The sequence below is a fragment of the Bacillus infantis NRRL B-14911 genome, assembly GCF_000473245.1.
Lineage (GTDB): Bacteria > Bacillota > Bacilli > Bacillales > Cytobacillaceae > Bacillus_AB > Bacillus_AB infantis.
This window is the reverse complement of sequence record NC_022524.1, coordinates 2,518,946-2,538,363: the sequence shown is the minus strand read 5'-3', so window position 1 is coordinate 2,538,363 and position 19,418 is coordinate 2,518,946. Positions and strand designations below refer to the sequence as shown.

At 41.6% G+C, this 19,418-nt stretch carries 24 protein-coding genes; 18 read left to right on the top strand and 6 right to left on the bottom strand.

Features of this window, described 5'->3' with window-relative positions; translation table 11 throughout:
- The first annotated feature begins 2 nt into the window (after positions 1-2).
- The 8 genes from N288_RS12730 to N288_RS25155 all read left to right on the top strand — a co-directional run bounded on the left by N288_RS12730 (position 3) and on the right by N288_RS25155 (position 5,507).
- Positions 3-188 (top strand): hypothetical protein, encoded by a 186-nt coding sequence (locus N288_RS12730; protein WP_009793505.1) that lies wholly within the window; start codon positions 3-5, stop codon positions 186-188.
- A 144-nt stretch (positions 189-332) separates the two neighbouring features.
- A complete protein-coding gene (locus N288_RS12725; protein ID WP_009793506.1) occupies positions 333-863 on the top strand; it encodes an RNA polymerase sigma factor in 531 nt (176 codons plus the stop codon).
- Positions 850-2,421, top strand: coding sequence for a DUF4179 domain-containing protein (locus N288_RS12720; protein WP_022543936.1), 1,572 nt, complete (start codon positions 850-852; stop codon positions 2,419-2,421). Before N288_RS12725 ends, N288_RS12720 begins: the two co-directional genes overlap by 14 nt.
- Positions 2,422-2,516: 95 nt before the next feature.
- Entirely contained in the window at positions 2,517-2,945 is a 429-nt protein-coding gene (locus N288_RS12715) for a GNAT family N-acetyltransferase (RefSeq protein WP_009793508.1), read from the top strand.
- A 16-nt stretch (positions 2,946-2,961) separates the two neighbouring features.
- Positions 2,962-3,816 (top strand): aminoglycoside phosphotransferase family protein, encoded by an 855-nt coding sequence (locus tag N288_RS12710; protein WP_009793509.1) that lies wholly within the window; start codon positions 2,962-2,964, stop codon positions 3,814-3,816.
- 60 nt (positions 3,817-3,876) lie between these two features.
- Positions 3,877-4,461, top strand: coding sequence for a hypothetical protein (locus N288_RS12705; protein WP_022543935.1), 585 nt, complete (start codon positions 3,877-3,879; stop codon positions 4,459-4,461).
- Complete coding sequence (locus tag N288_RS12700) at positions 4,458-4,637, top strand: hypothetical protein (RefSeq protein ID WP_009793511.1); 180 nt, start codon at positions 4,458-4,460, stop codon at positions 4,635-4,637. The genes N288_RS12705 and N288_RS12700 overlap by 4 nt, the downstream gene beginning before the upstream one ends.
- 327 nt (positions 4,638-4,964) lie before the next feature.
- Positions 4,965-5,507, top strand: a complete 543-nt coding sequence (locus tag N288_RS25155; protein ID WP_009793514.1) for a hypothetical protein — start codon at positions 4,965-4,967, stop codon at positions 5,505-5,507.
- A gap of 218 nt (positions 5,508-5,725) precedes the next feature.
- Here the strand turns inward: N288_RS25155 and N288_RS12690 are convergent, their stop codons facing one another.
- Both N288_RS12690 and N288_RS12685 read right to left on the bottom strand, forming a co-directional pair.
- Positions 5,726-7,426: a glycosyltransferase family 4 protein gene (locus tag N288_RS12690; protein ID WP_009793515.1), complete on the bottom strand. Its 1,701-nt coding sequence runs from the start codon at positions 7,424-7,426 to the stop codon at positions 5,726-5,728.
- Positions 7,423-8,481 carry a CotS family spore coat protein gene (locus N288_RS12685; RefSeq protein ID WP_410110756.1) on the bottom strand — a complete coding sequence of 353 codons (1,059 nt, stop codon included), beginning with the start codon at positions 8,479-8,481 and terminating at the stop codon, positions 7,423-7,425. The genes N288_RS12690 and N288_RS12685 overlap by 4 nt, the downstream gene beginning before the upstream one ends.
- A 339-nt stretch (positions 8,482-8,820) precedes the next feature.
- Between N288_RS12685 and galU the strand changes: the two genes are divergently transcribed.
- From galU to N288_RS12670, 3 genes are all read left to right on the top strand, one after another.
- Positions 8,821-9,705, top strand: a complete 885-nt coding sequence (galU, locus tag N288_RS12680; protein WP_009793517.1) for a UTP--glucose-1-phosphate uridylyltransferase GalU — start codon at positions 8,821-8,823, stop codon at positions 9,703-9,705.
- A gap of 111 nt (positions 9,706-9,816) precedes the next feature.
- Positions 9,817-11,124, top strand: a complete 1,308-nt coding sequence (locus tag N288_RS12675; protein ID WP_009793518.1) for a UDP-glucose dehydrogenase family protein — start codon at positions 9,817-9,819, stop codon at positions 11,122-11,124.
- Positions 11,125-11,149: 25 nt separating this feature from the next.
- A complete protein-coding gene (locus N288_RS12670; protein ID WP_009793519.1) occupies positions 11,150-12,157 on the top strand; it encodes an NAD-dependent epimerase/dehydratase family protein in 1,008 nt (335 codons plus the stop codon).
- Between the two features lie 58 nt (positions 12,158-12,215).
- Here the strand turns inward: N288_RS12670 and N288_RS12665 are convergent, their stop codons facing one another.
- Positions 12,216-12,992, bottom strand: a complete 777-nt coding sequence (locus N288_RS12665) for a Cof-type HAD-IIB family hydrolase (protein WP_009793520.1) — start codon at positions 12,990-12,992, stop codon at positions 12,216-12,218.
- A gap of 181 nt (positions 12,993-13,173) precedes the next feature.
- Between N288_RS12665 and N288_RS12660 the strand changes: the two genes are divergently transcribed.
- On the top strand, positions 13,174-13,614 hold the full coding sequence (locus tag N288_RS12660; RefSeq protein ID WP_009793521.1) for an HIT family protein: 441 nt from the start codon (positions 13,174-13,176) through the stop codon (positions 13,612-13,614).
- Between the two features lie 77 nt (positions 13,615-13,691).
- Positions 13,692-13,982, top strand: coding sequence for a DUF5316 family protein (locus tag N288_RS12655; RefSeq protein ID WP_009793522.1), 291 nt, complete (start codon positions 13,692-13,694; stop codon positions 13,980-13,982).
- Between the two features lie 53 nt (positions 13,983-14,035).
- On the opposite strand, the gene N288_RS12650 is transcribed toward N288_RS12655, so the two are convergent.
- Positions 14,036-15,361 carry a S41 family peptidase gene (locus N288_RS12650; protein WP_009793523.1) on the bottom strand — a complete coding sequence of 442 codons (1,326 nt, stop codon included), beginning with the start codon at positions 15,359-15,361 and terminating at the stop codon, positions 14,036-14,038.
- A gap of 170 nt (positions 15,362-15,531) precedes the next feature.
- Between N288_RS12650 and N288_RS12645 the strand changes: the two genes are divergently transcribed.
- The 3 genes from N288_RS12645 to N288_RS12635 all read left to right on the top strand — a co-directional run bounded on the left by N288_RS12645 (position 15,532) and on the right by N288_RS12635 (position 17,262).
- Positions 15,532-16,065, top strand: coding sequence for a GNAT family N-acetyltransferase (locus N288_RS12645; RefSeq protein WP_009793524.1), 534 nt, complete (start codon positions 15,532-15,534; stop codon positions 16,063-16,065).
- A gap of 193 nt (positions 16,066-16,258) precedes the next feature.
- Entirely contained in the window at positions 16,259-16,696 is a 438-nt protein-coding gene (locus tag N288_RS12640; RefSeq protein ID WP_009793525.1) for a GNAT family N-acetyltransferase, read from the top strand.
- A 200-nt stretch (positions 16,697-16,896) separates the two neighbouring features.
- A complete protein-coding gene (locus tag N288_RS12635) occupies positions 16,897-17,262 on the top strand; it encodes a hypothetical protein (protein WP_022543932.1) in 366 nt (121 codons plus the stop codon).
- A 362-nt stretch (positions 17,263-17,624) separates the two neighbouring features.
- On the opposite strand, the gene N288_RS12630 is transcribed toward N288_RS12635, so the two are convergent.
- Positions 17,625-17,825 carry an anti-repressor SinI family protein gene (locus tag N288_RS12630; RefSeq protein ID WP_009793528.1) on the bottom strand — a complete coding sequence of 67 codons (201 nt, stop codon included), beginning with the start codon at positions 17,823-17,825 and terminating at the stop codon, positions 17,625-17,627.
- Positions 17,803-18,444 carry a TetR/AcrR family transcriptional regulator gene (locus tag N288_RS12625; RefSeq protein WP_009793529.1) on the bottom strand — a complete coding sequence of 214 codons (642 nt, stop codon included), beginning with the start codon at positions 18,442-18,444 and terminating at the stop codon, positions 17,803-17,805. The genes N288_RS12630 and N288_RS12625 overlap by 23 nt, the downstream gene beginning before the upstream one ends.
- 142 nt (positions 18,445-18,586) lie before the next feature.
- Here N288_RS12625 and N288_RS25680 point away from each other — a divergent pair, with 142 nt between their 5' ends.
- Positions 18,587-18,715 carry a hypothetical protein gene (locus N288_RS25680; RefSeq protein ID WP_009793530.1) on the top strand — a complete coding sequence of 43 codons (129 nt, stop codon included), beginning with the start codon at positions 18,587-18,589 and terminating at the stop codon, positions 18,713-18,715.
- Between the two features lie 141 nt (positions 18,716-18,856).
- Positions 18,857-19,339 (top strand): hypothetical protein, encoded by a 483-nt coding sequence (locus tag N288_RS12620; protein ID WP_009793531.1) that lies wholly within the window; start codon positions 18,857-18,859, stop codon positions 19,337-19,339.
- Positions 19,340-19,418: the final 79 nt, after the last annotated feature.

Below are 19,418 nucleotides of genomic sequence, written 5' to 3'. Positions count from 1 at the left end.
TTATGAATGTTGGGGCTGGCATCATACTGCTGATCATGGGGGCTGTTCTCCTGATAACAGGATGTTCAATTTTAAAGCTGAACAAAAAGGCAGCCTCATTAACATTGGCTTTCGCTACTATTATTCTTTGTATTTCTGTGCTTTTATTGACAGGGATTTATGATCCTTACAGCAATCATATTCATTAAAAAAATACAAGTGGGATTATGACTGTCTTGATGAGGGCTGCTCTGCAGCTCTTTTTTTATTGAAAACTAAAATTAATGGGAACTTTTTGCAGCCGTCATTCCTCTAATTAACAAAGATACAGCAGAAGGGGCCGGGGGAAGAGTGTGATTAAAGCGATAAAGGATTCAATTATGCTGAAAAAAATTAAGGAAAAGGATATAGATGCCGTTTTAAGCTGGTTTGAGGCACGCAAATCAAAGTTTTACAAAATCGGCTGGGCTTATTTAAAGAATCATCATGATGTGGAGGATGTATTCCATAATACGATTCTTAAGGTTCATGACCATATCGATACACTGAAGCAGGACCGTTATTTTGAAACATGGGTCACTTCTATTTTCATCAATGAGTGCAGGGACATTTACCGGAGGAATAAGCGCAGGCAGCAGGAAAATGCCATAGAAGGAAGTGAGGCCGGGCAGCATCCCTCTGACCGTCTGGATTTGCTGGATGCACTGGATCAGGTTGATGAGAAATTCAGGGAGCCGATTCTGCTGAAATATATACAAGGATTTTCTCAGGAAGAAATTGCAGGCATTCTCGGGCTTCCGCTCGGCACTGTTAAGAGCCGTATTTATAGGGGATTGCTGATTCTTCGCAAAGAATATGGAGGTGCTGGCCATGACATGCAGTGAAATAGAAAACTTGATGATGGATAGCCTGGAAGGAAGACTCCAGCATGAAGACGAAAAAATATTGAAAGGCCACTTGGAAAACTGCGGAAAATGTGGAGCTGAAATGATACAGCTGCAGGAAATAACGGCAGCATTATCTGTAAGATCACAAGAAATTGACATGCCTGAAGAATTTATGCTGAATGTGGCAAAAAGGGTCAGGCTGTCAGAATCGGAAAGGAAGAAGAAGAGCAAAGCCAGCATGATCGGCGGTTTGGCGGCAGCTGTCTGCCTTACCTTATTTGTCGGTACGGCAGCTGCCAATGGCGGATTCACTACTTTTAAAGATTGGTGGCAGAATTTCAGTACCGAAGAAAGTGAGCAGGAGCAGAAATACATCCAGTCAGGACTTGGCGAAAAGCTGGATCTGGAAGCAGAAAGCGGCGGGGTAAAAGTGAGGATAACAAGTGTGGCGGCAGATGATATCCAGACTCTGATCTATTATGAAGTAGAAAATTTGAAGAACGACGATCTTTTTAAGCCGGATTATGACGGCATTCAAGTCATGAATGCTGATGAGTATTGGGGGGATCAGGATGAACCCTCATTTTCGCCCATTAGAAGCCAAATGAATCTTTATTCCAATCAAAAAAATACCTTTAGGGGAAAACTTGCTGTGGCGCCAATGGATCAGCCAGAAGGAACCATTAATCTTAAAATTGTGCAGCTGGAGAAATTTATTGAAGCATCAAATCGGGATGAGGGAAAAGAAAATACACTTGAAACTTTGAAAGGGGAATGGTCATTCACGGTTCCAGTGGTAAAAAACCCCAGCTTGGAATACCCTTTATCTGCCAAAACAGAAGCGGATGGGAATCCAATTGTTTTTGAAAAACTCGTCATTGCTCCTACAGCGACCATGATTACTTACAGATATCAAAACACCCATAGTGATAAAATCCTTGATTATATTGCCATCGACAGTATTGAAACAGAGAAAGGCCTTGTCAGCAACCAGCTCTTCGGTCCTGGAGGAGACATATCAGGCGGTGGGTGGAATACAGTGACAGCTTCCTTCGATTCTATATACGGGGAAGAGCCAAAGGATATTAAAATAAATCTGGGTGCTCTGCAATATTCAGTAGAAGAACCAAAAAGCATTGATCTTAAGGGGAAAAGCCTTCCCATCAAGGCTGAATATAAAGGAAACAGCATCTCAATCGACAGCATAGAACCCGGCAAAACGGCTCAAGTAGTCTTGACTGAGGAATTGCCGGAAAGCCGTGCATATGAAAAACTGCAATTTACAATTGAAGGTAAAGGCAGGACCTCATCAGCAGGCAATTCAGACGGTTATTTTATCGCCAAAGATGGCCAGAGATACAAGGCTGACGAATACTTTATGCGTACAGCCGAACTATCCGAACCGAGACTGTATACAACAAAGCATACTATTAATCTAAGAGGAGATGGAAGCCGGGAGGTGATTCCTGAACGGCTTGAAATCAAGGGCTACAGCTACACCATATTCAGCAGCAAAAACATAAAGATTGAACTGGAAGGAAAAGCAGGGCACTGACCCTGCTTTTATTTTACAATAAATTACTTTTTAAGAGGTTTTTCCTATTCTTTAGTCGAATGTAAAAACAAAAGCAACCATAAAAGGAGATAAAAATGGAAATCAGGGAGGCCAGATATGAAGATATTCCGGAGCTGACTGAACTAATAGAGCAGCTCGGCTATCCAGTATCGATCGAAAGGATGGCAGATCGATTTAAGAAGATTCAAACACTTGCTGATCATTATACTTTAGCTGCAGTATCGAAAGACAGCTTAATGGGAATGATTGGCTTTCACACAGGCTATCTGTATACCCAGGACAGTCTGTATGCACGAGTGACTGCGCTAGTCATACACAAAGATTTCCGCGGGTCAGGCATAGGTAAAATGCTCCTGGCTAAGATGGAGGAAAAGGCCGTCAAGCTTGGCGCAGGAGGAATTGTGCTGAACAGCGGCAACCGCGAAGAACGTGAAATAGCGCATCAGTTTTATTTAAGCGCAGGTTATGCGGCCAAAAGCACAGGCTATGTAAAAAGCTTATAGCAGAATAGGAGAACCCATGGAATATATGCAGAAATATATTGACCGATTTCAAATATGTGTAAAGCAAATCAGCAATGTTCCCGAGTCTTTCAGTTCAACTGTGTACAAATTAGTACTTAATGGAGGACAGACGATATATTTGAAAATTCCATTTTCCAGGGAGAAGCTTGAAAGAGAACTGGAAATGCTCCAATTATTAAGAGGACATGTCCCGGTGCCTGCTGTCCTTGATCATTGGGAAGGGGATGAAAAAATGGCAGGTGCACTGCTGCTTGAAGGAATCGAAGGCGAACCATGCACCCGGAGTATGGACGGGGATCTTGCCTTCAAGATTGGCAGGCACCATGCAATGCTGCATAATGCGCCGCTTCCTAAGGCATATTCCTGCTTTGATCCTAAGGCGTGGAGAGAAATGGTCAGAGAGACATTCGAACATTTCGGCCTGCATGCCTCCAAGGTGCTTCCTGATAGTCTGCTTGAAATGTCTCAGAAGCATTTTTATAAAAGTTTGCAGGAACTTCCCGCCCCTGATGGCCCTTGTATCATCCACATGGATTTCAGGCCGGGAAATATTCTGGTGAAAGACAATAATGTGGCAGGTATCATCGATTTTGAAAGTGCCCGTTCCGGATCTCCTGAAATGGACTTTTCTAAGATAAACCGGGATGTCTGGGAACGTCATGAAGGTTCCAGGCAGGCTTATACAGAAGGCTATGAAACCATAAGTCCCATGATTGATCTGGAAAGCATCCTTCCTTTTTATAAGTTCTTTGATGCATTTTGTTCTGTCGGCTGGGGGCAGAAGAGGGGGGCAGAGAAGCATAGGGAATTTATGAGAGAGAATGAGCTGCTGCTTGCGTCGATGTTTTGAAGGCTTACCTTTTCTTCACTTCATTGTATTTGAAAAAGCCAGATAGAAGGAGGTCTAGCGATGAATGCCAGTGGGCGTCCTTATCATTATATCCTCTCTTTTTTTTGTTTAACATTATTGGGAATTACGGGAATGTATCTCCTCATTAGACTGGCCATGATCATTCTGTCGGCGGCAGGCTTCGCTCTTATCGGACCAGAAGGGCAGGACCTGCAGATGGCAGCATTGGTTCCCGACTTTCTGATGGTCTTTGTGTTCACACTGGTTGCGGGAATATACTTTAAAAACAAAAGCATACCTGGGATGGCAGCGGTGCTTCTGCTGCTTATCATTCTTGTATCCATCCTGCCAAGGCTCATGTTTGCAGAAAATTATACGATCATTGAAGGTACAGATTATGCCATCACCGGATTTAGCTATGAAATACCGCAAAAAGATTATGATGGTGTGGCCGTAAAGGTCTATAGCAGGGTTTTACCGTATGTTTATAAAGAGGGAAAAGAATTTAGAGACGATTCGAAACTCGCTGAAAAGAGCCAGAATAAACTAATTAAGATGTCATATGAAGTGGATGAGGATCATACACTGATAATTGGCAAGTTGAAAATCCCGCTGGAGTACTATGGAAAAGGAGGAGAATCATGATTTGGTTTCTGTTTATTTTCATATTCCTTGTCCTTGGATTTGCCTTTCTGATCGACTGGCGGCGAAAGAAAATAAATAATAACCCGCCCAATGTCACACATCCTCATGCCAAGCCTGGCGATGATTCCAATTATATGATGGGAGACAACAGGGATCATGGGGGCTCAAATTTTTAGGTGATTGTATTATAAAGAGTCTTCGTTTTTGATACTTGGAGAATACTTCAGAAGGGAAATAACCTCCCAAAAAATATAGAACCCAATCTCAGCATCATTTTGATGCTTTTTTTCATGCTTCTGTTTTGGCAAGTCAGCTCTTAGGCAGCAGGGGCATTTACCCAATTTTTATATAAAGACGCAACATGAGAAAGTTGTCCTATATCAAGTTTTTAAGAGAAACATATTCTAATACTAAGGATTCAGAAACCCTGATGACAATTTTGGACATGTATATTCAAAAGCTTATAGGTATTAAACAAGAAAGCTCCAAGGGAGGAAAGAGAAATGTCTAAAGAAGTTGTAAAGGCCAAAATCAAGATCGAGTTCACGGAGGGAATTGAACTGAATGAAAACTCAACCTATGAAGATGTGTTGAGCTTTCTGTCAGGTTCAATGAACAATGAAGCTGTCGGGGAAGTCACTTTAAAAGTTGAATTTGAAGATGGAACTGAGACAGAATTTGAAAGAGATGGTGAAGAAGGAGAAGACTTAGCAGAAGAAGATGAGGAAGAAGACGAAGAAGAAGAAGACGAAGACGAAGATGAAGAAGAAGACGAAGATGAAGACGAAGATGAAGAAGAAGATGAAGACGAAGACGAAGATGAAGATGAAGATGATGAAGATGAAGATGATGAAGATGATGATGACGATGAAGATGAAGATGATGACGATGAAGATGAAGATGAAGATGAAGATGATGAAGAAGACGACGAAGATGCTCAGCTTGTTGATACAGAAGCTGCCTCATCAGGAAATGAGGCAGAGAACAAGCGAATCAGAAGACGTAAGCTCATTGAGACTTTCATACTTGACCGAATGGCACTATAATATTAGACATACAAAACTTGGCCTGACCCAGCTGCTTACTGCTGGGTGTCCGGTTTTTGTTACTATCCAAAAGAAGATTGAAGAATTGTAATGTAATTAAGATTGAAAGCAATCCTCCTTGGCAGCATTAATATTTTGCTAAGGAGGATTTTTCTATTTACATATATATGCAACCCAAATAGCCCGCCTTTTAAGTACGGCGGGCAATATAGTTATTCTTACTTTCGATTAGTACTTCTTTCTTTTTTTGTTTGTTCTTCCTTGAGACGGTCCAGGGTCGTTTTTGCGGATTCCCTGATCCATTCTCTGACAATACCCCTAAGCCTATCGTTTTTTGTTGTCTCTTTTGTATGTGGCTGTTCAGAATTTACTTTGCCTGCTTTTGAATTTACGGAGGAGACGGCATCATTGACTGTCTCTTTCATGTTCACCTCTGAAATATTGTCTTTTTTGTTCCTTATTAGTTTGTAAATTGAATCATGTTTTTCCTTTTTCATAGATTCATCCTGCAATAGCTTAAGCAGTTCTCTGCTGCTTCGCTTACTCTTGGCAGAATCCATACTTTCAGGGCTGGGTTTTTTCTGCTTCTGTTTTACCGGCATTTCTTTAAGAGGTTTTTTCCTTTCTTTTTTATCTTCAAAGGAAGTCTTCTCAGTCAGGGGTGCAGCTTCGTTACGATCTTGGGCAGAATTTGTGATTTCCCTGACTGAGGTATTGGATGGAGTTTCCTGAACCACCGGAATTGTCCCTGCTTCTGGTGCTGCACCATAAGTCGTAAATTTTGTTCTCTCCCAGATGCCAAGCAGCTCAGAGGCGACCCTCGGCCATTCATATTGAGATACTGCCAATTCTCTCCCTTTTTGCCCCATTTTCTTCATCAATGGTTTGCTGGAAAGAATATTAGAAATTTTTTCTGTAAAACAGTCAGGATCTTCAGGATTTTCAACAATCAAGCCATTTTCACCTGGTAATATAACTTCCGGATTGCCTCCCCGTGCGGTAGTGACAATAGGAAGGCCAGCAGCCATCGCTTCATAATGAACCCGCGCAAGCGGCTCCTGCCATTGAGAAGTACAGACGAACATGTCTGCGGCTGCAAACCAATTATGAATTTCGCTCGGTGCGACAAAACCTGTTGTCACAACAGGTATCGGGAGTTTACTTGCCAATGCCCTGACATAGGCGACATAATCTGTGACATGGTTTTGGCTGAACCAATTGCTGCCGACAATAACTAAAGCCAGATCCTTAAATTTTTGTGAAAGTTGTGGCAGCGCCCTGACCAGCCTGTCAACACCTTTGTTGTTGCTGAGCCGCCCGGCAAATAAAAGAACGGTTTTGTTTTCAAGCCCATGAGCATTTCTGAGTTCGTTTCGGATTTTCTGCATTTTTGGATGATTTCCCGGCAGGAAGCGCTGGGTATCTACTCCTGAATAAATCGTTTGCAGCTTTGGCGCAGCCTGAGGATAAAGATCCTTAATCACATTTCCGATATAATTGCTGACCGTAACAATATTTGAAATCTCTTCTAGTGCTGCCGCAGCTTCTTCGGGGGCTATTTTATCAGGACCGAACATATCATTATGCATGCTCAAGGTAATTTTAGCCTGAGGGGCCGCTTTTCGAACGGGAAGGATCAGGCGGGGCCTGTTAAAGACGTGGATCAGGTCAAATTGATTTTTTTCTATATAGCCAACTACTCCGTCACGATAAAGGTCAAATAATTTGCCGGGAACCCGCACATAATCAATGCCGTCCAGTGTTTCCTGATCGGGAAGGGAAGGATCGCTGATTCCAAGGACAGTAATATCATGATGTTTTCCTATATGAGGAAGGACTCCGGAGATATAGGTTTGTATTGCCCCGCCCAGAACTGGAGGAACAGGAAGTTTCTCCGTACAGATCATTAATATTTTCATAGTGATTGGGCTCCCTTCCAGTCATTTTGAATTTCCTCCAGCACAGGCCATTTCGTCTGGTCTGTGTCCAGGATTGTCTGTATTAGCTGTGTTGTTTGTTCATTCAGGAATAATTCAGGTTCATATACTGCTTCCTTTAAATTCTTATAAAATTCATTAGGCATGGAAAGATCTATCAATAACAGGTCATATAGTTCAGGAGATATTGGGTATGCTTCGTGATAGGCTTTGATCATTTCCCTTACCCAAGTAATATCCCATCTGTACAAATCTGCCATTGAACCTGTTATTAGTTTTCTTAAATCGCGGATTGGCAAATCATACGCAACTCCGTCAAGATCAATAATCCACATCCCCCCAGAACCCATTTGGCCATTAGACCAGCCGTAGTCCTGATGCACGAGTCCCCAGAACTCATTCCCATGTGCTGCAAGATCGCCATAAGCTGAAGATTTTAGTTTTTCTATTCCCTGCTTAGCCTGTTCTTCAAAATGGCCGACTGCGTTTTTTAAACTTTCGCTTGCCGGCATTTCTTTATAAGCAGCAGCTATATTTCGGAGCCAGTCCATTTTGTTGAGGACTTTCTGGTAGCTTTTCGGCCATTTTAAAACTCTTGAAGCAATTTCAGCAGATGGAGGGGGTGTATATCCCTTACTTAAGCGATGGAACTCTCCAAGTGCATAGCAAAGCTGCCTCGCACCCTCCAAATCCTTGGTAACAGGCGCCAGGGGCTCTATCCACTCAGCTGCAAACCAGAGCTTTCCTCCTGCTTCAACATAGTTATGCCCTTCCTTTGTTTTATAGATGGGCGGGACCCTGGCATCCTGGACATCAACCAAGTACTCCTGGGCTCCGAGGCTGAAAAGGCTCCTTGTGGGTCTTCGGTGCAAAAGCTTTAAGCTTTTCGGGCCAGAGCCGGTTTCAAGCTTCCATATGGCTCCGCCTTTATCCGGCTTCGTTGTGACCACCGTAATGCTCTGAACGGAAAGGTCGTAGGATTTGAGAACTTCGGCAGCAAGCTCGTTAATATATTCTGGAACAAAAAATTCATGCATGGAATCAGTTACTTCCCATGGGACAATTTCTATCCTTTCCACGCTATCCCTCCTAAAATTAAAAAGCAGTTTCCCTCAAAATTAATAACGAAAGAGTTTCTGTAATAAGCTCCTGGCCGGAATTTTAGCTTTGTTGGATTAAAGCAGGGTCATTTGAAGGGAGAGTACTTTTTACTAAATTATGATTTTAAAAGACTTTTGTATAGGACAGCTCCCCCGTTTTTTTAGAATATTCACCAATATTTTGTACACCTGTGCTATCCCACATGCGCATTAGTCTGTTTTGTCATAGAAATAGTTAACAAGTATGATGAGATTCTTAGGAAAGGAGAAGGACAGGTGAAAATTAGAAAAGCAATCATACCGGCTGCCGGACTTGGAACAAGATTCCTCCCTGCAACAAAAGCATTGCCAAAGGAAATGCTTCCGATCGTGGACAAACCGGCCATCCAATATATTGTCGAAGAAGCGGTGCTGTCAGGAATAGAGGATATTATTATCATCAGCGGACGGAGCAAGCGTTCAATTGAAGACCATTTTGATAAGTCCTATGAGCTTGAAGAAACCCTTTATAAAAAAAACAAGCAAAGCCTGTTAAAAGAGGTCCAAAAAATATCCCAGCTGGCCAATATTCATTATATCCGCCAAAAAGAACCGAAAGGACTCGGCGATGCTATCTACTGTGCAAGAAGTTTTGTTAACAACGAACCGTTTGCTGTCCTCCTCGGTGATGATATTGTCAAATCCAGGATACCCTGCCTGCGGCAGCTTATAGAAGTTTTTGACCTCCATCATTGTTCTGTTGCAGGAGTACAGCAGGTAGCTGAAGAGGATGTGTCAAAATATGGAATCATCAAACCGATAAACAGAAATTTAGAGCAAGATGTGTTCAATATAGAAGCATTGGTAGAAAAGCCAAAAAAGAAATTGGCTCCTTCCAGGCTGGCTATTATGGGCCGATATATTTTAACGCCAGGAATTTTCAGCATTCTTAAAGATTTACCGCCAGGCTCTGGCGGGGAAATTCAGCTGACAGATGCACTGAACATTTTAAATAAATCAGAAACAGTCCTAGCCTGCGGCTTCCAGGGGCAGCGATATGATATCGGAACAAAGGCAGGCTTTATCAGGGCAACGATCGATTTTGCGTTAGAGCGGGAAGATCTGAAAGCAGAGATTTCAAGCTATCTCAGAAAGCTTGCCCTCGAAGATCAATCACATTAGAGTTTGCATTCTGCTGGGTTTTTGACGGTTGCAAGTCTGTACCGGCTGCCATAGTTTATAGAAAATTACCTTTCTGGAATGCAATGACAGAAGTGGATTCGGGGTGAAAAGATGAATATAGGAGTAATTGGAGCCGGCTATGTCGGAATTACGACAAGTGTGGCATTTGCCAAATACGGCCACAAAGTGTTCGTAATGGATCAGGATCCCACAAAAATCAGCATGATGAAGCAGAATAGACTTCCCTTTTATGAAGATGGGTTAGAAAACGAGTTCCAGCAGCTTCAGCTAAATGGGAATCTACTATTCACAGGTGATTTAGAAGAATGTATAAGGAAAAGTGATTATATTTTTATTGCAGTCGGCACACCATCGTCGCCTCAAGGAGAAGCCGATTTATCCTATGTGGAGGCTGCTGCCAGGTCGATTGGGGGACTTCTGAACGATTATAAAATTATTGTCATTAAGAGTACCGTTCCTGTAGGCACCGGTGACCATATCAAAAAAATAATAGGGAGTGCGATTGCAGAAAAAGATAAAAAAATTCCTTTTGACCTTGTCTCAAATCCTGAGTTCCTGAGAGAGGGGAAGGCTTTAGAGGATGCCCTCCATCCTGAAAGAATAGTAATAGGATGCGAGCCGGGCCCATGCCAAAAAGCAATGGAAAGATTATATAAAGATGTTTCCTCAACTATTTTATTTACATCAGTAAGAGACGCGGAAATGATTAAATATGCTTCGAACGCGTTTTTAGCTGCAAAAATATCCTTTATCAATGAACTGGCACGGCTATGCGAAAAAACAGGGGCAAACATTAATGAGGTCGCAAAAGGAATGGGTCTTGACAGCCGGATTGGCCCGCAGTTTCTTAGAGCGGGGATAGGATACGGTGGTTCCTGCTTTCCAAAGGACTTAAAGGCTTTGCTTGCCATGGCCTCGGAAAAGAAAACCCCTATGGATATTCTTACGGCTGTTTCAAATGTTAACGATACCCAGGCTGAATGGTTCCTGGAAAAGGTTACAGATGCTCTTGGACCATTAGAAGGGAAACAAATCGCTCTGCTCGGCCTCACTTTTAAACCTCAAACTGATGACATCAGGGAAGCATCCTCGCTTAGAATAATAGATTTCCTCCTGCATAAGAAAGCTATCATAACAGCTTTTGATCCAAAAGGAACAGAAAATATGAAAAAAATCTATCCTGATATTCTTTATGCCTCTTCGCCTTTAGCAGCAGTGAAAAACGCAGAAGCGATTCTGGTTGTTACCGAGTGGAACGAAATAGTAGAAATGGATTGGGAAAAGGCGAAAGTGCTTGCGTCAGGAAGCCATTTATTTGATGGACGCAATGCCCTGGACCCTTCAGCTATGAAAAGAGCGGGTTTTATTTATAAAGGGGTCGGCATAAGTTCATTTTAAAGCATGAAGGAAAGGAGTCTGAAGGGTGCATCAGAAGAAAAATCCTATTTTTATTACTGGCTGTGCAGGATTCATTGGCTTTCATTTATCAAAAAAGCTGCTCGAAAAAGGCCTCCCCGTACTTGGCCTGGACACTATAAATGACTATTATGATCAGGATCTGAAATATTCAAGACTCCAATTATTAAATAACTATTCTGGTTTTTATTTTACAAAAGGATCACTTGAAGACCAAAGGCTGCTTGAATCTCTTTTTACACAGCATGAGCCTCGAATCGTCGTTCACCTCGCAGCCCAGGCGGGCGTCCGCTACAGTCTGTTAAATCCACATGCCTATATCCAATCAAATGTGACTGGATTTATGAATATATTAGAATGCTGCCGTAAATATAAAATTGACCACCTGCTTTACGCTTCCTCCAGTTCAGTTTATGGAAATAACAAAACCATCCCCTTTTCAGTGGAGGATCGGACAGACGAGCCTGTAAGTTTATATGCAGCGACGAAGAAAGCCAATGAGCTAATGGCATACACATACAGCCATCTATATAAAGTTCCTGCAACCGGCCTCAGGTTTTTTACTGTTTATGGCCCTTGGGGAAGGCCGGATATGGCGTATTTCAGATTTGCCGAGAAAATAGTCAAAAAAGAGCCGATCGAAGTTTACAATTATGGCAATATGAAGAGAGATTTCACCTATGTGGATGATGTAACAGAATCAATTTGGCGGCTGATGGAGAGAAGACCGGAGAAGTCTTTGCCGTTCAGTATTTATAATATTGGCAATAGCCAGCCTGTTGAGCTGAAAGAATTCATCAGGGTTCTTGAAGACAAATTGGGCATCCCGGCAATTAAGATCTTCAAGCCTATGCAGCCGGGGGACGTACAGGAGACGTATGCCAAAGTTGATGATCTGGAGAAACTGATTAACTACAAGCCTGTAACCACCATTGACGAGGGTCTCGAAAAGTTTGCCGATTGGTTTAAAGAATTTTATCATATAGTGCCTGATTCAAAGAACCCTAGATTATAGAATCCAGGGTTCATTTTAACGGCTGAATGCTGTTTGAAGGCAAGATTATTTTTCAAATTCACTCCAGCATCCCAAATTTTTTTAAAGCGTATCCGATGCCATCCTCACTGGATTTGCGGGTGACAAAATCAGAAATGGCTTTTAGCTCATCAGTTCCATTCCCCATTGCTATCCCGAGACCGGCCAGTTCAAGCATATCGATATCATTGTTTCCATCTCCGAAAGCAACCATCTCTGATGGCTCAATCTCAAAGAATTCAAGCACTTTCATGATGGCTAAAGACTTGGAAACTTCCTTCTGGAGCACATTTGCTATAAACGGATGCCATCTTTGAAAAGAAAGATCGGGGAAAGCGCGAATGTATTTTTCCATCATTTCTTCGTTTGCATACAGGCACATTAAATAGACTTCCTGTTCATGGATATTTTCATAGAAGGGAGGATAATCTGTGAAGGCCAGCGTCTCCTTCAGTGTCTTTAGAATTTCTTCGCTTTGTACGCCATTGGTGCTGAATTCTTCCGTAAAGTAGGATAAACCATGGTTTTCTGCTAGGGAAAAGGCAGCCACATCGCGGATGACCTGCGGATCAAGCGTTACCTTATGGATGACCTGATCACGGTGCTTAACATATCCGCCGTTTGCAGTCACAAATGTATCAATGCCAAGCTCCTCAATCTCCCTGCACAATGACAAGGGCCTGCCGGTCGCAGCAGCAACCTTGATCCCTTGCTCTTTCAGCTTAAATATCGTTTCCTTCATCTTATCTGAAATGCTTCCGTCTTCATGATGGGTGATTGTCCCATCCACATCGAAAAATATAATTTTATAGCTCATAAGGACCTCCGGCGACAGTTATTTTCATTTTATTAGTTTAATAGGCATGATTCGCGCTAAAATCGGAATTACTATTTTCAGATGTTTAGTGAGTATTATAACATTCGCTGAGAAATATGTTAATATTTGGATAGGTGTATAGAGACAATAACTGTAAGAAAAATGGGGGACCCTGGTGTTTATGGATGATTGTCTTGGATGCCGGCTGGCACACAAGAGTGAGCCGGTTTTTATAATATATGAAAACAACCTGATTTCCTGTATCTTGGATCATGATCCATTCGGGGAGGGGCATGTTCTGATTCTGCCCAAAAAGCATGCAGAAGAATTGACTGATCTGGATGAAGAATCAGCCGTGGCTGTTTTTCGAGCTGCCCAGCATTTGTCAACAGTGATAAAGCGGCTCTATAAACCTGACGGTATTACTCTTTGCCAAAAAAGAGGAATCTTCAATGACCTGAACCATTTTCACCTTCATGTGATTCCTAGAAGACAGCGGCAACCTTTCGCAGCTTTTTTTGCGGAAGATGCAGTATTGGGAAATGAAGAGACAAAAAGGAGATTACCATTGACACAGAGGGAACTTGCCTCAGCTCTAATGTTAATCCAAAAAGAAAGTTAATGATTTCGAATTTTCTATAAACTGAAACCGAATGGATGCCTGATTCGTATTATAACTAAGGAAAAGGGGGAAACAGCTTGAAATATTTATTGATAGGGATTTTCATATCCATCCTTGGTGTTATAGCTTCGTTATTATTAGAGATTTTGGAATATGCCCATTTGGTGACCGGAGCCCTTGGACTGCTCTTCCTGGGAATATCCATTCTTATTTCAGGCATCATTATGGGACCCCATAGGTACAAAGCTGATTTGCATGTGGAAGAACCTCCGGAGCAGAGAAAAAAGCGCAGAAGAACAGCGGCTGCCTCTATTTTAATAGGACTTCCGAATATTGCGGTTGCTTTGCTTCTTTATATGGCCAGATGAAAAGGACCTTTTGAGAAGGTCCTTTTCACTTTTTTTCTACGCAAATCTTCTTGTTAACTCTGCCCATTCTTTTCTACATAATCCAAAATCCGTTCAAGCTGGCCATCCCGTCCGGAGATGATATCTTTCCTTGTTTTTTCTATCAATATATCTGGTTCAATGTAAGGGATATGGCTTTTTTCAGGATTGGGCCTGAAATACTCCTTGTGGGAAACTCCTAGGTCAAATTTGCTGTATGGAAGGCTCAAGATAATATAATCGCCAAAGCCTTCCGGATTTCCGCCTGGAGGTTCACCGATGACTTCAGCCAGATTGTTGTCCTGAAGTATAACTGCAAATTGAGCAGCAGAGCTGAATGTGCCGCTATCTGAAGCAATATAAATCTTGCCAGTGAATATAGGAGGCTCCTGTAAATTTTCAACTTTGCTTGAGGGTATGTTCGGCATACCTTTAGTCCGTCTGTAGCTATATTTTTTTGCCGCTTCGCTAGAGTACTTCGTTATATATCCTATACTTTGAATATTCGCAGCAGGAAGATGCTTGAGAAAACTATTTGTCACGTCCGTATCTCCACCAGCATTACCCCTCAGGTCAATAACGATGTTATCAATACCTTTTTCAACTGTTTCCTGAAAAAAAGAGTCTACTGCAGACTGATAGCCTATTGTATCTAAGCATGTGTCCAGATTGAAATATGCTATATTCCGATCTTGCTGGATCTCCCAGTTGAACCATTCTTTTGATTGGCCAGTGGTGCTGTAATTGTTTTCTAATAATTTCACTTCAGCCTTAAGCTGTTTTCCATCTCGTTCAATCGTTGCTTTGACTGTATCGTCCTTTTCAGCGATTGATGCTTCTTTAAGAAAGATTTCGTAGTGCAGCAATGCTAAGCTGGTTTTTTTCTCCCAATATTCATTTTCTGCAGAAATCAGCTTGCTCAACTTTTCATTCAATTCCTCAGGAGAACTCCCGCCCATTTTTAGTATAAGATCTCCAGCCTTTAGGGAAGAGTCAAAACTTTTGGTGACAACCAGTCCTTCTTTTACCCATTCCAAAGCTGCCGGGAAGGTTTTTGATTTCCCCAGCATTTCAGAAGAAGGAAACACAGTAGTATGCGCGTCCTTCAGTTTGCTTGTAAACGCCATGATTACCTGTGCATATTCTCCGGCAGTTAATGGCCTCTCAAGCTTTTTCTCGGTATCCCTTACAGCTTTATCCCAATTATCGATATTCCTTTTAGGGTCGGGATGGATCTCAATGATTTTTGTTTTCATGAAATCAAAATCCTTTTTCATTACGTCAGGAGAAAGCAGGTCTTCTGGTTTCAGCATTTCTTTATTCATCATCTCATCTTCTGTTAATACCGCTTGAGGCTTCAATTGACATCCCGATAAAAATATTGAACAAATCAGAAGCATCATTATGTATTTTTTCATCGTACACCTGCCTGCCTATAAGTCTACACTATTATACTAACTGAAAAAGTAAGTATTTAACAATTGGGAAAATATCTGTAAAATAGAAAATGACTTTCCGAGGGGGAGAATAAATGTTTGAAGAACTCGAGACAGAGAGATTAAGGCTAAGGGAGATTGTGATGGAGGATGCGGCAAGCCTGTTTGAGTACTTTTCGAGAAGTGATATTGTACGCCATTACGGACAGGATGCTTTCCAGCGGGTAGAACAGGCTGAAGAAATGATCCGTTCTTTTCAAAAAAACTTCAACGATAAAAGGGGAGTCCGCTGGGCTATTGAAATAAAAGGAACTGATAGGCTGATTGGCACCATCGGGTTTAACTCTTGGCTCCCCAAGCACCATCGCGCTGAAATAGGCTATGAGCTTCATCCTGGCTATTGGGGGAAAGGATATGCTTTAGAGGCTGCCGAAAAGGCAATTGCTTACGGTTTTGAAGAAATGGAACTGTCCAGGATCGGGGCGGTTGTGTTTCTTGAGAACCATGCATCTAATAAGCTCCTTTGCAAGCTGGGCTTTGAAAAGGAAGGTCTGCTGAGGGGGTATATGTATCAGGATGGAAAAGCAAATGATACATACCTTTATTCTCTTTTAAAGGAAAAGCGGTAATCCTATAAGAGAAATATAGGCGAAGATAGAAAATTCTGCTATTATAAGAATGCCAGTATATAACTGGACCAGTTAGTTAAAGGAGGCGTTCATTATGCCAAACAATTCAGTAAGAAAGCATAACAGCACAGAGGGGAATACGGCTTCTTAACAAAATAGTCGAGCATTCCCCTTATGATGAAAGGGGAAAACAATGATTAATTTACAAGAAATCAATGAAGAAAATTGGTATGAATGCTGCCAGCTGAAGGTAGCCAGTGACCAGGAGGCTTATATGGAGCCTAATGCAGTATCAATCCTGCAGTCTCATTATGAACAGACCTTAAGAGCTTTTGCCATTTTAAATAATGGAAAAATGGCAGGCTTATTGATGTATAATACTGTTCCAGAAGAATTGGATTCTATCTGGGTATACAGAATCATGATTGATTCCAGTATGCAAGGGCAGGGGATTGGAAAAGCAGCCGCGCTCCTGATGATTGAGCAAATGGCACAGCTGCCAGGTGCCAGGAGTATAGCGGTTGGCTATCATCCTGACAATCTGGCTGCACATCACTTATATGCAAGCCTTGGTTTTATTGATAAGAGAGATAGATTCGGCAGGGAGATGGCTGTCTTAAAAGAACTTTAAGAAAGGAGCCTTTCACGGCTTCCTTTTTTTATGGCTTTGGCTGGGCATTACCAAAGCTTCCCGCAGGCTGCAGGCAGGTGAGCATGAAACTTCATCTATGCTTATAAAATGTTCTTCATAAAGTTAGCTCACTGCTTATTTTCATAAAAGGGTGATGTCCTTTTAGCTTATCCAGAGAGAAGTCTAAGGGGTTTTTGAAAGTGAAGAAAAACATTCTAATACTGTTATTACTTATGCTGGCTGCTATTTTGGCTGGCTGTTCGGCTGAAGAAGTTTTGTCAGTCGGCAAACCTTTTCATGAGGCTGGAGTTGAAGGGGTCCGGTTTCATACTGAAGTGGATGATTCCGCTCAAATCCAGCAGCTCCGGTCTTTATTGGACGATTTGACAGTAAAAAATTCAATTGGGGAGCCCGGCAGAACAGCAGATACTGCTTTTGTTTTAAAACGGCCAAAACAAGGAGTTGCCGAGAAATTTGCTTATTTATGGTACACAGAGGACGGGACAGCGGTCCTTAAAGAAGGAGAACGATTTTATCTTGCCGATAAGGAGCAGCAGGCAAACTGAAAAAACTGCTGGATCAACAATAAATTTTTTCTTTTATAAAGCCTTTGCCTCCGCAACAAAGGCTTTATATTTTTATTTAAATCAAAAGTACAAAGCTATGCAGATTAATGGGCAGCTTATTCCCTAATTAGCTGAAAAATGTTTAAATTCGTGAATCTTTTGGTGAAAAACTTTGTGTTTTTCATGATAAATTCAATAATGCCTGCTGGAATGTTATTAATGCCAATTAAATATCTTTCTTTTTTCAGCATAGAATCTTCTAGATAGTCCTTATAATATCTTCTTGTGATAGAATAGGCTTCCCTGTGGCAATAGTATAAAATTCCGGGTGGGAATTCATTATATCTAGCTCATGAGGGATATTATCTTTGCTGCCGGGGAAGAATTTCATGTTGTTTGTCTCCTTCTTGCTTTGATTTGCTGGCAAGCTGTATCTTCAAGGGGGTCTTTGAACCGTTTGAACCTTGAATAAAGCGGCGCACTTCATTCTTTGATAATCCTAAGTGTCTGGCTTTTAGAATTAACAGTCTCCATTCAGGATCAATTTGCTGTTTTTCCTCCATAGGATAGCCCCCTGTTCATTTCCTTCTTATTGTTGATCAGTCCGTAGAGAAAGAGATCTACTATTTCCGCTGCCAATATATCGGGTGATTTCTTCCCCGTAAAAATCTCTGTGACTGCAAGCCTTTCAATAGCACCTGCAAGGCTCGCAGCAGCCAGTTCCATGTTAGCATTTTCCCGGAAGTAGCCTGCTCTTTGCTCGGAAAGAAGGTTGTGATGGATTTGGGCAGCCATTTGCGTTTTTATGCTTTCTGCATTGGGATTCACAAAAAAACCGATCTTAGCAAGCATTTGATTTTCATTGAAAAAATGGAAAATGCCATAAAGTCCAGATTTAATTCTTAGGGGAAGCTGAGACAACTCTACACCTGGCTCTATTCGGCTTGCTTCTGTTAAATTAGATAGCCTTTGCTGAAATTCCATGATCAGTTCGTGGAAAATTGCTTCCTTGCTTGGAAAATACAGATAAAAGGAGGGCTGGGTCAATCCTGCCTTTTTTACAATTGTGCTGATCTTGGCATCGTGAAATCCCTTCTCTGCAAATTCCTCTGCAGCAATCTTTAAAAGCAGATTTTTGCTGTTTTTCCCAATGGAGCCTTTCTTGCGTCCTCGATTAGCCATAAATTTATCTCCTGAAGATTATATTACTTATAAGTATTATTTATTATATACCATAAACAGTCAATATATTAAGAAAATTTAACCATTTTCATAAGAATAATATTATTTTGCAGTGCAATAATAAGCAAAAGGGGTGACGACTATGAAAACAAAGGACAATTTTCCTGAAGGGGCTAAAGTAACAAATGACGGCCAGACCTTTGGCTCGAATAATAGCAAAGGCTTTAAAGCAACAGGAGATTCACCGAATGATGATGTGAAGAAAAAGTAAACGAAAAAGCCGGGAACAAGAATCCTGGCTTTTTTACATTCAGGAATGAGGAAATGTGCCTTTTACGCAATATATTTGTCCAAGCCTTAATCCACTGCCTTTCATAGAATATAGGGAAATCTATGTAAAGGAGTGGATGACATGAACTACCCCTATGGCTCTGATGAATTTAATATTGACATTGACATTCGAAGACAATTTATCTTTTATGCTTCTGATAAAAAGCTGGCACTTGTATTGGAGAAATTAGCACATATGTCAGTAAATATCACAGGAATTCTGGTGGCAAAGGATAAAAGCCGGAAGAATTTTGTCAGGCTTGTGGCAGGAGCCCCTGAGGGCCAGACACAGGAATCTTTGCGTGCCGCCAGGAGGATTCTTCATAATTTAGGCATACGTTATAAGGAAATAGAAATAATCGTTGCCAATACAGAGACCCCGGCAGGTGTGCCAGGCTTCATCAATCAGATCTATGGACTTCTTTGGTGCAGGACCGAAGTGAAAGCGTTGTTCTTTGGTGAGGAAAATGCCATATTCATCACAGTTTCGGATGTAAGAAAAGCTATTGAAGCACTTACCCAGCATTGTGCGCGCCGCTGCAGCACAGACTCTTATTGTGATTAAGTGGGACTGTCTGCTGAAAATTCTTCACAGGATCATGTATAACTATTTTTAAAAAATACGGGCTGCTGGCAATATGACC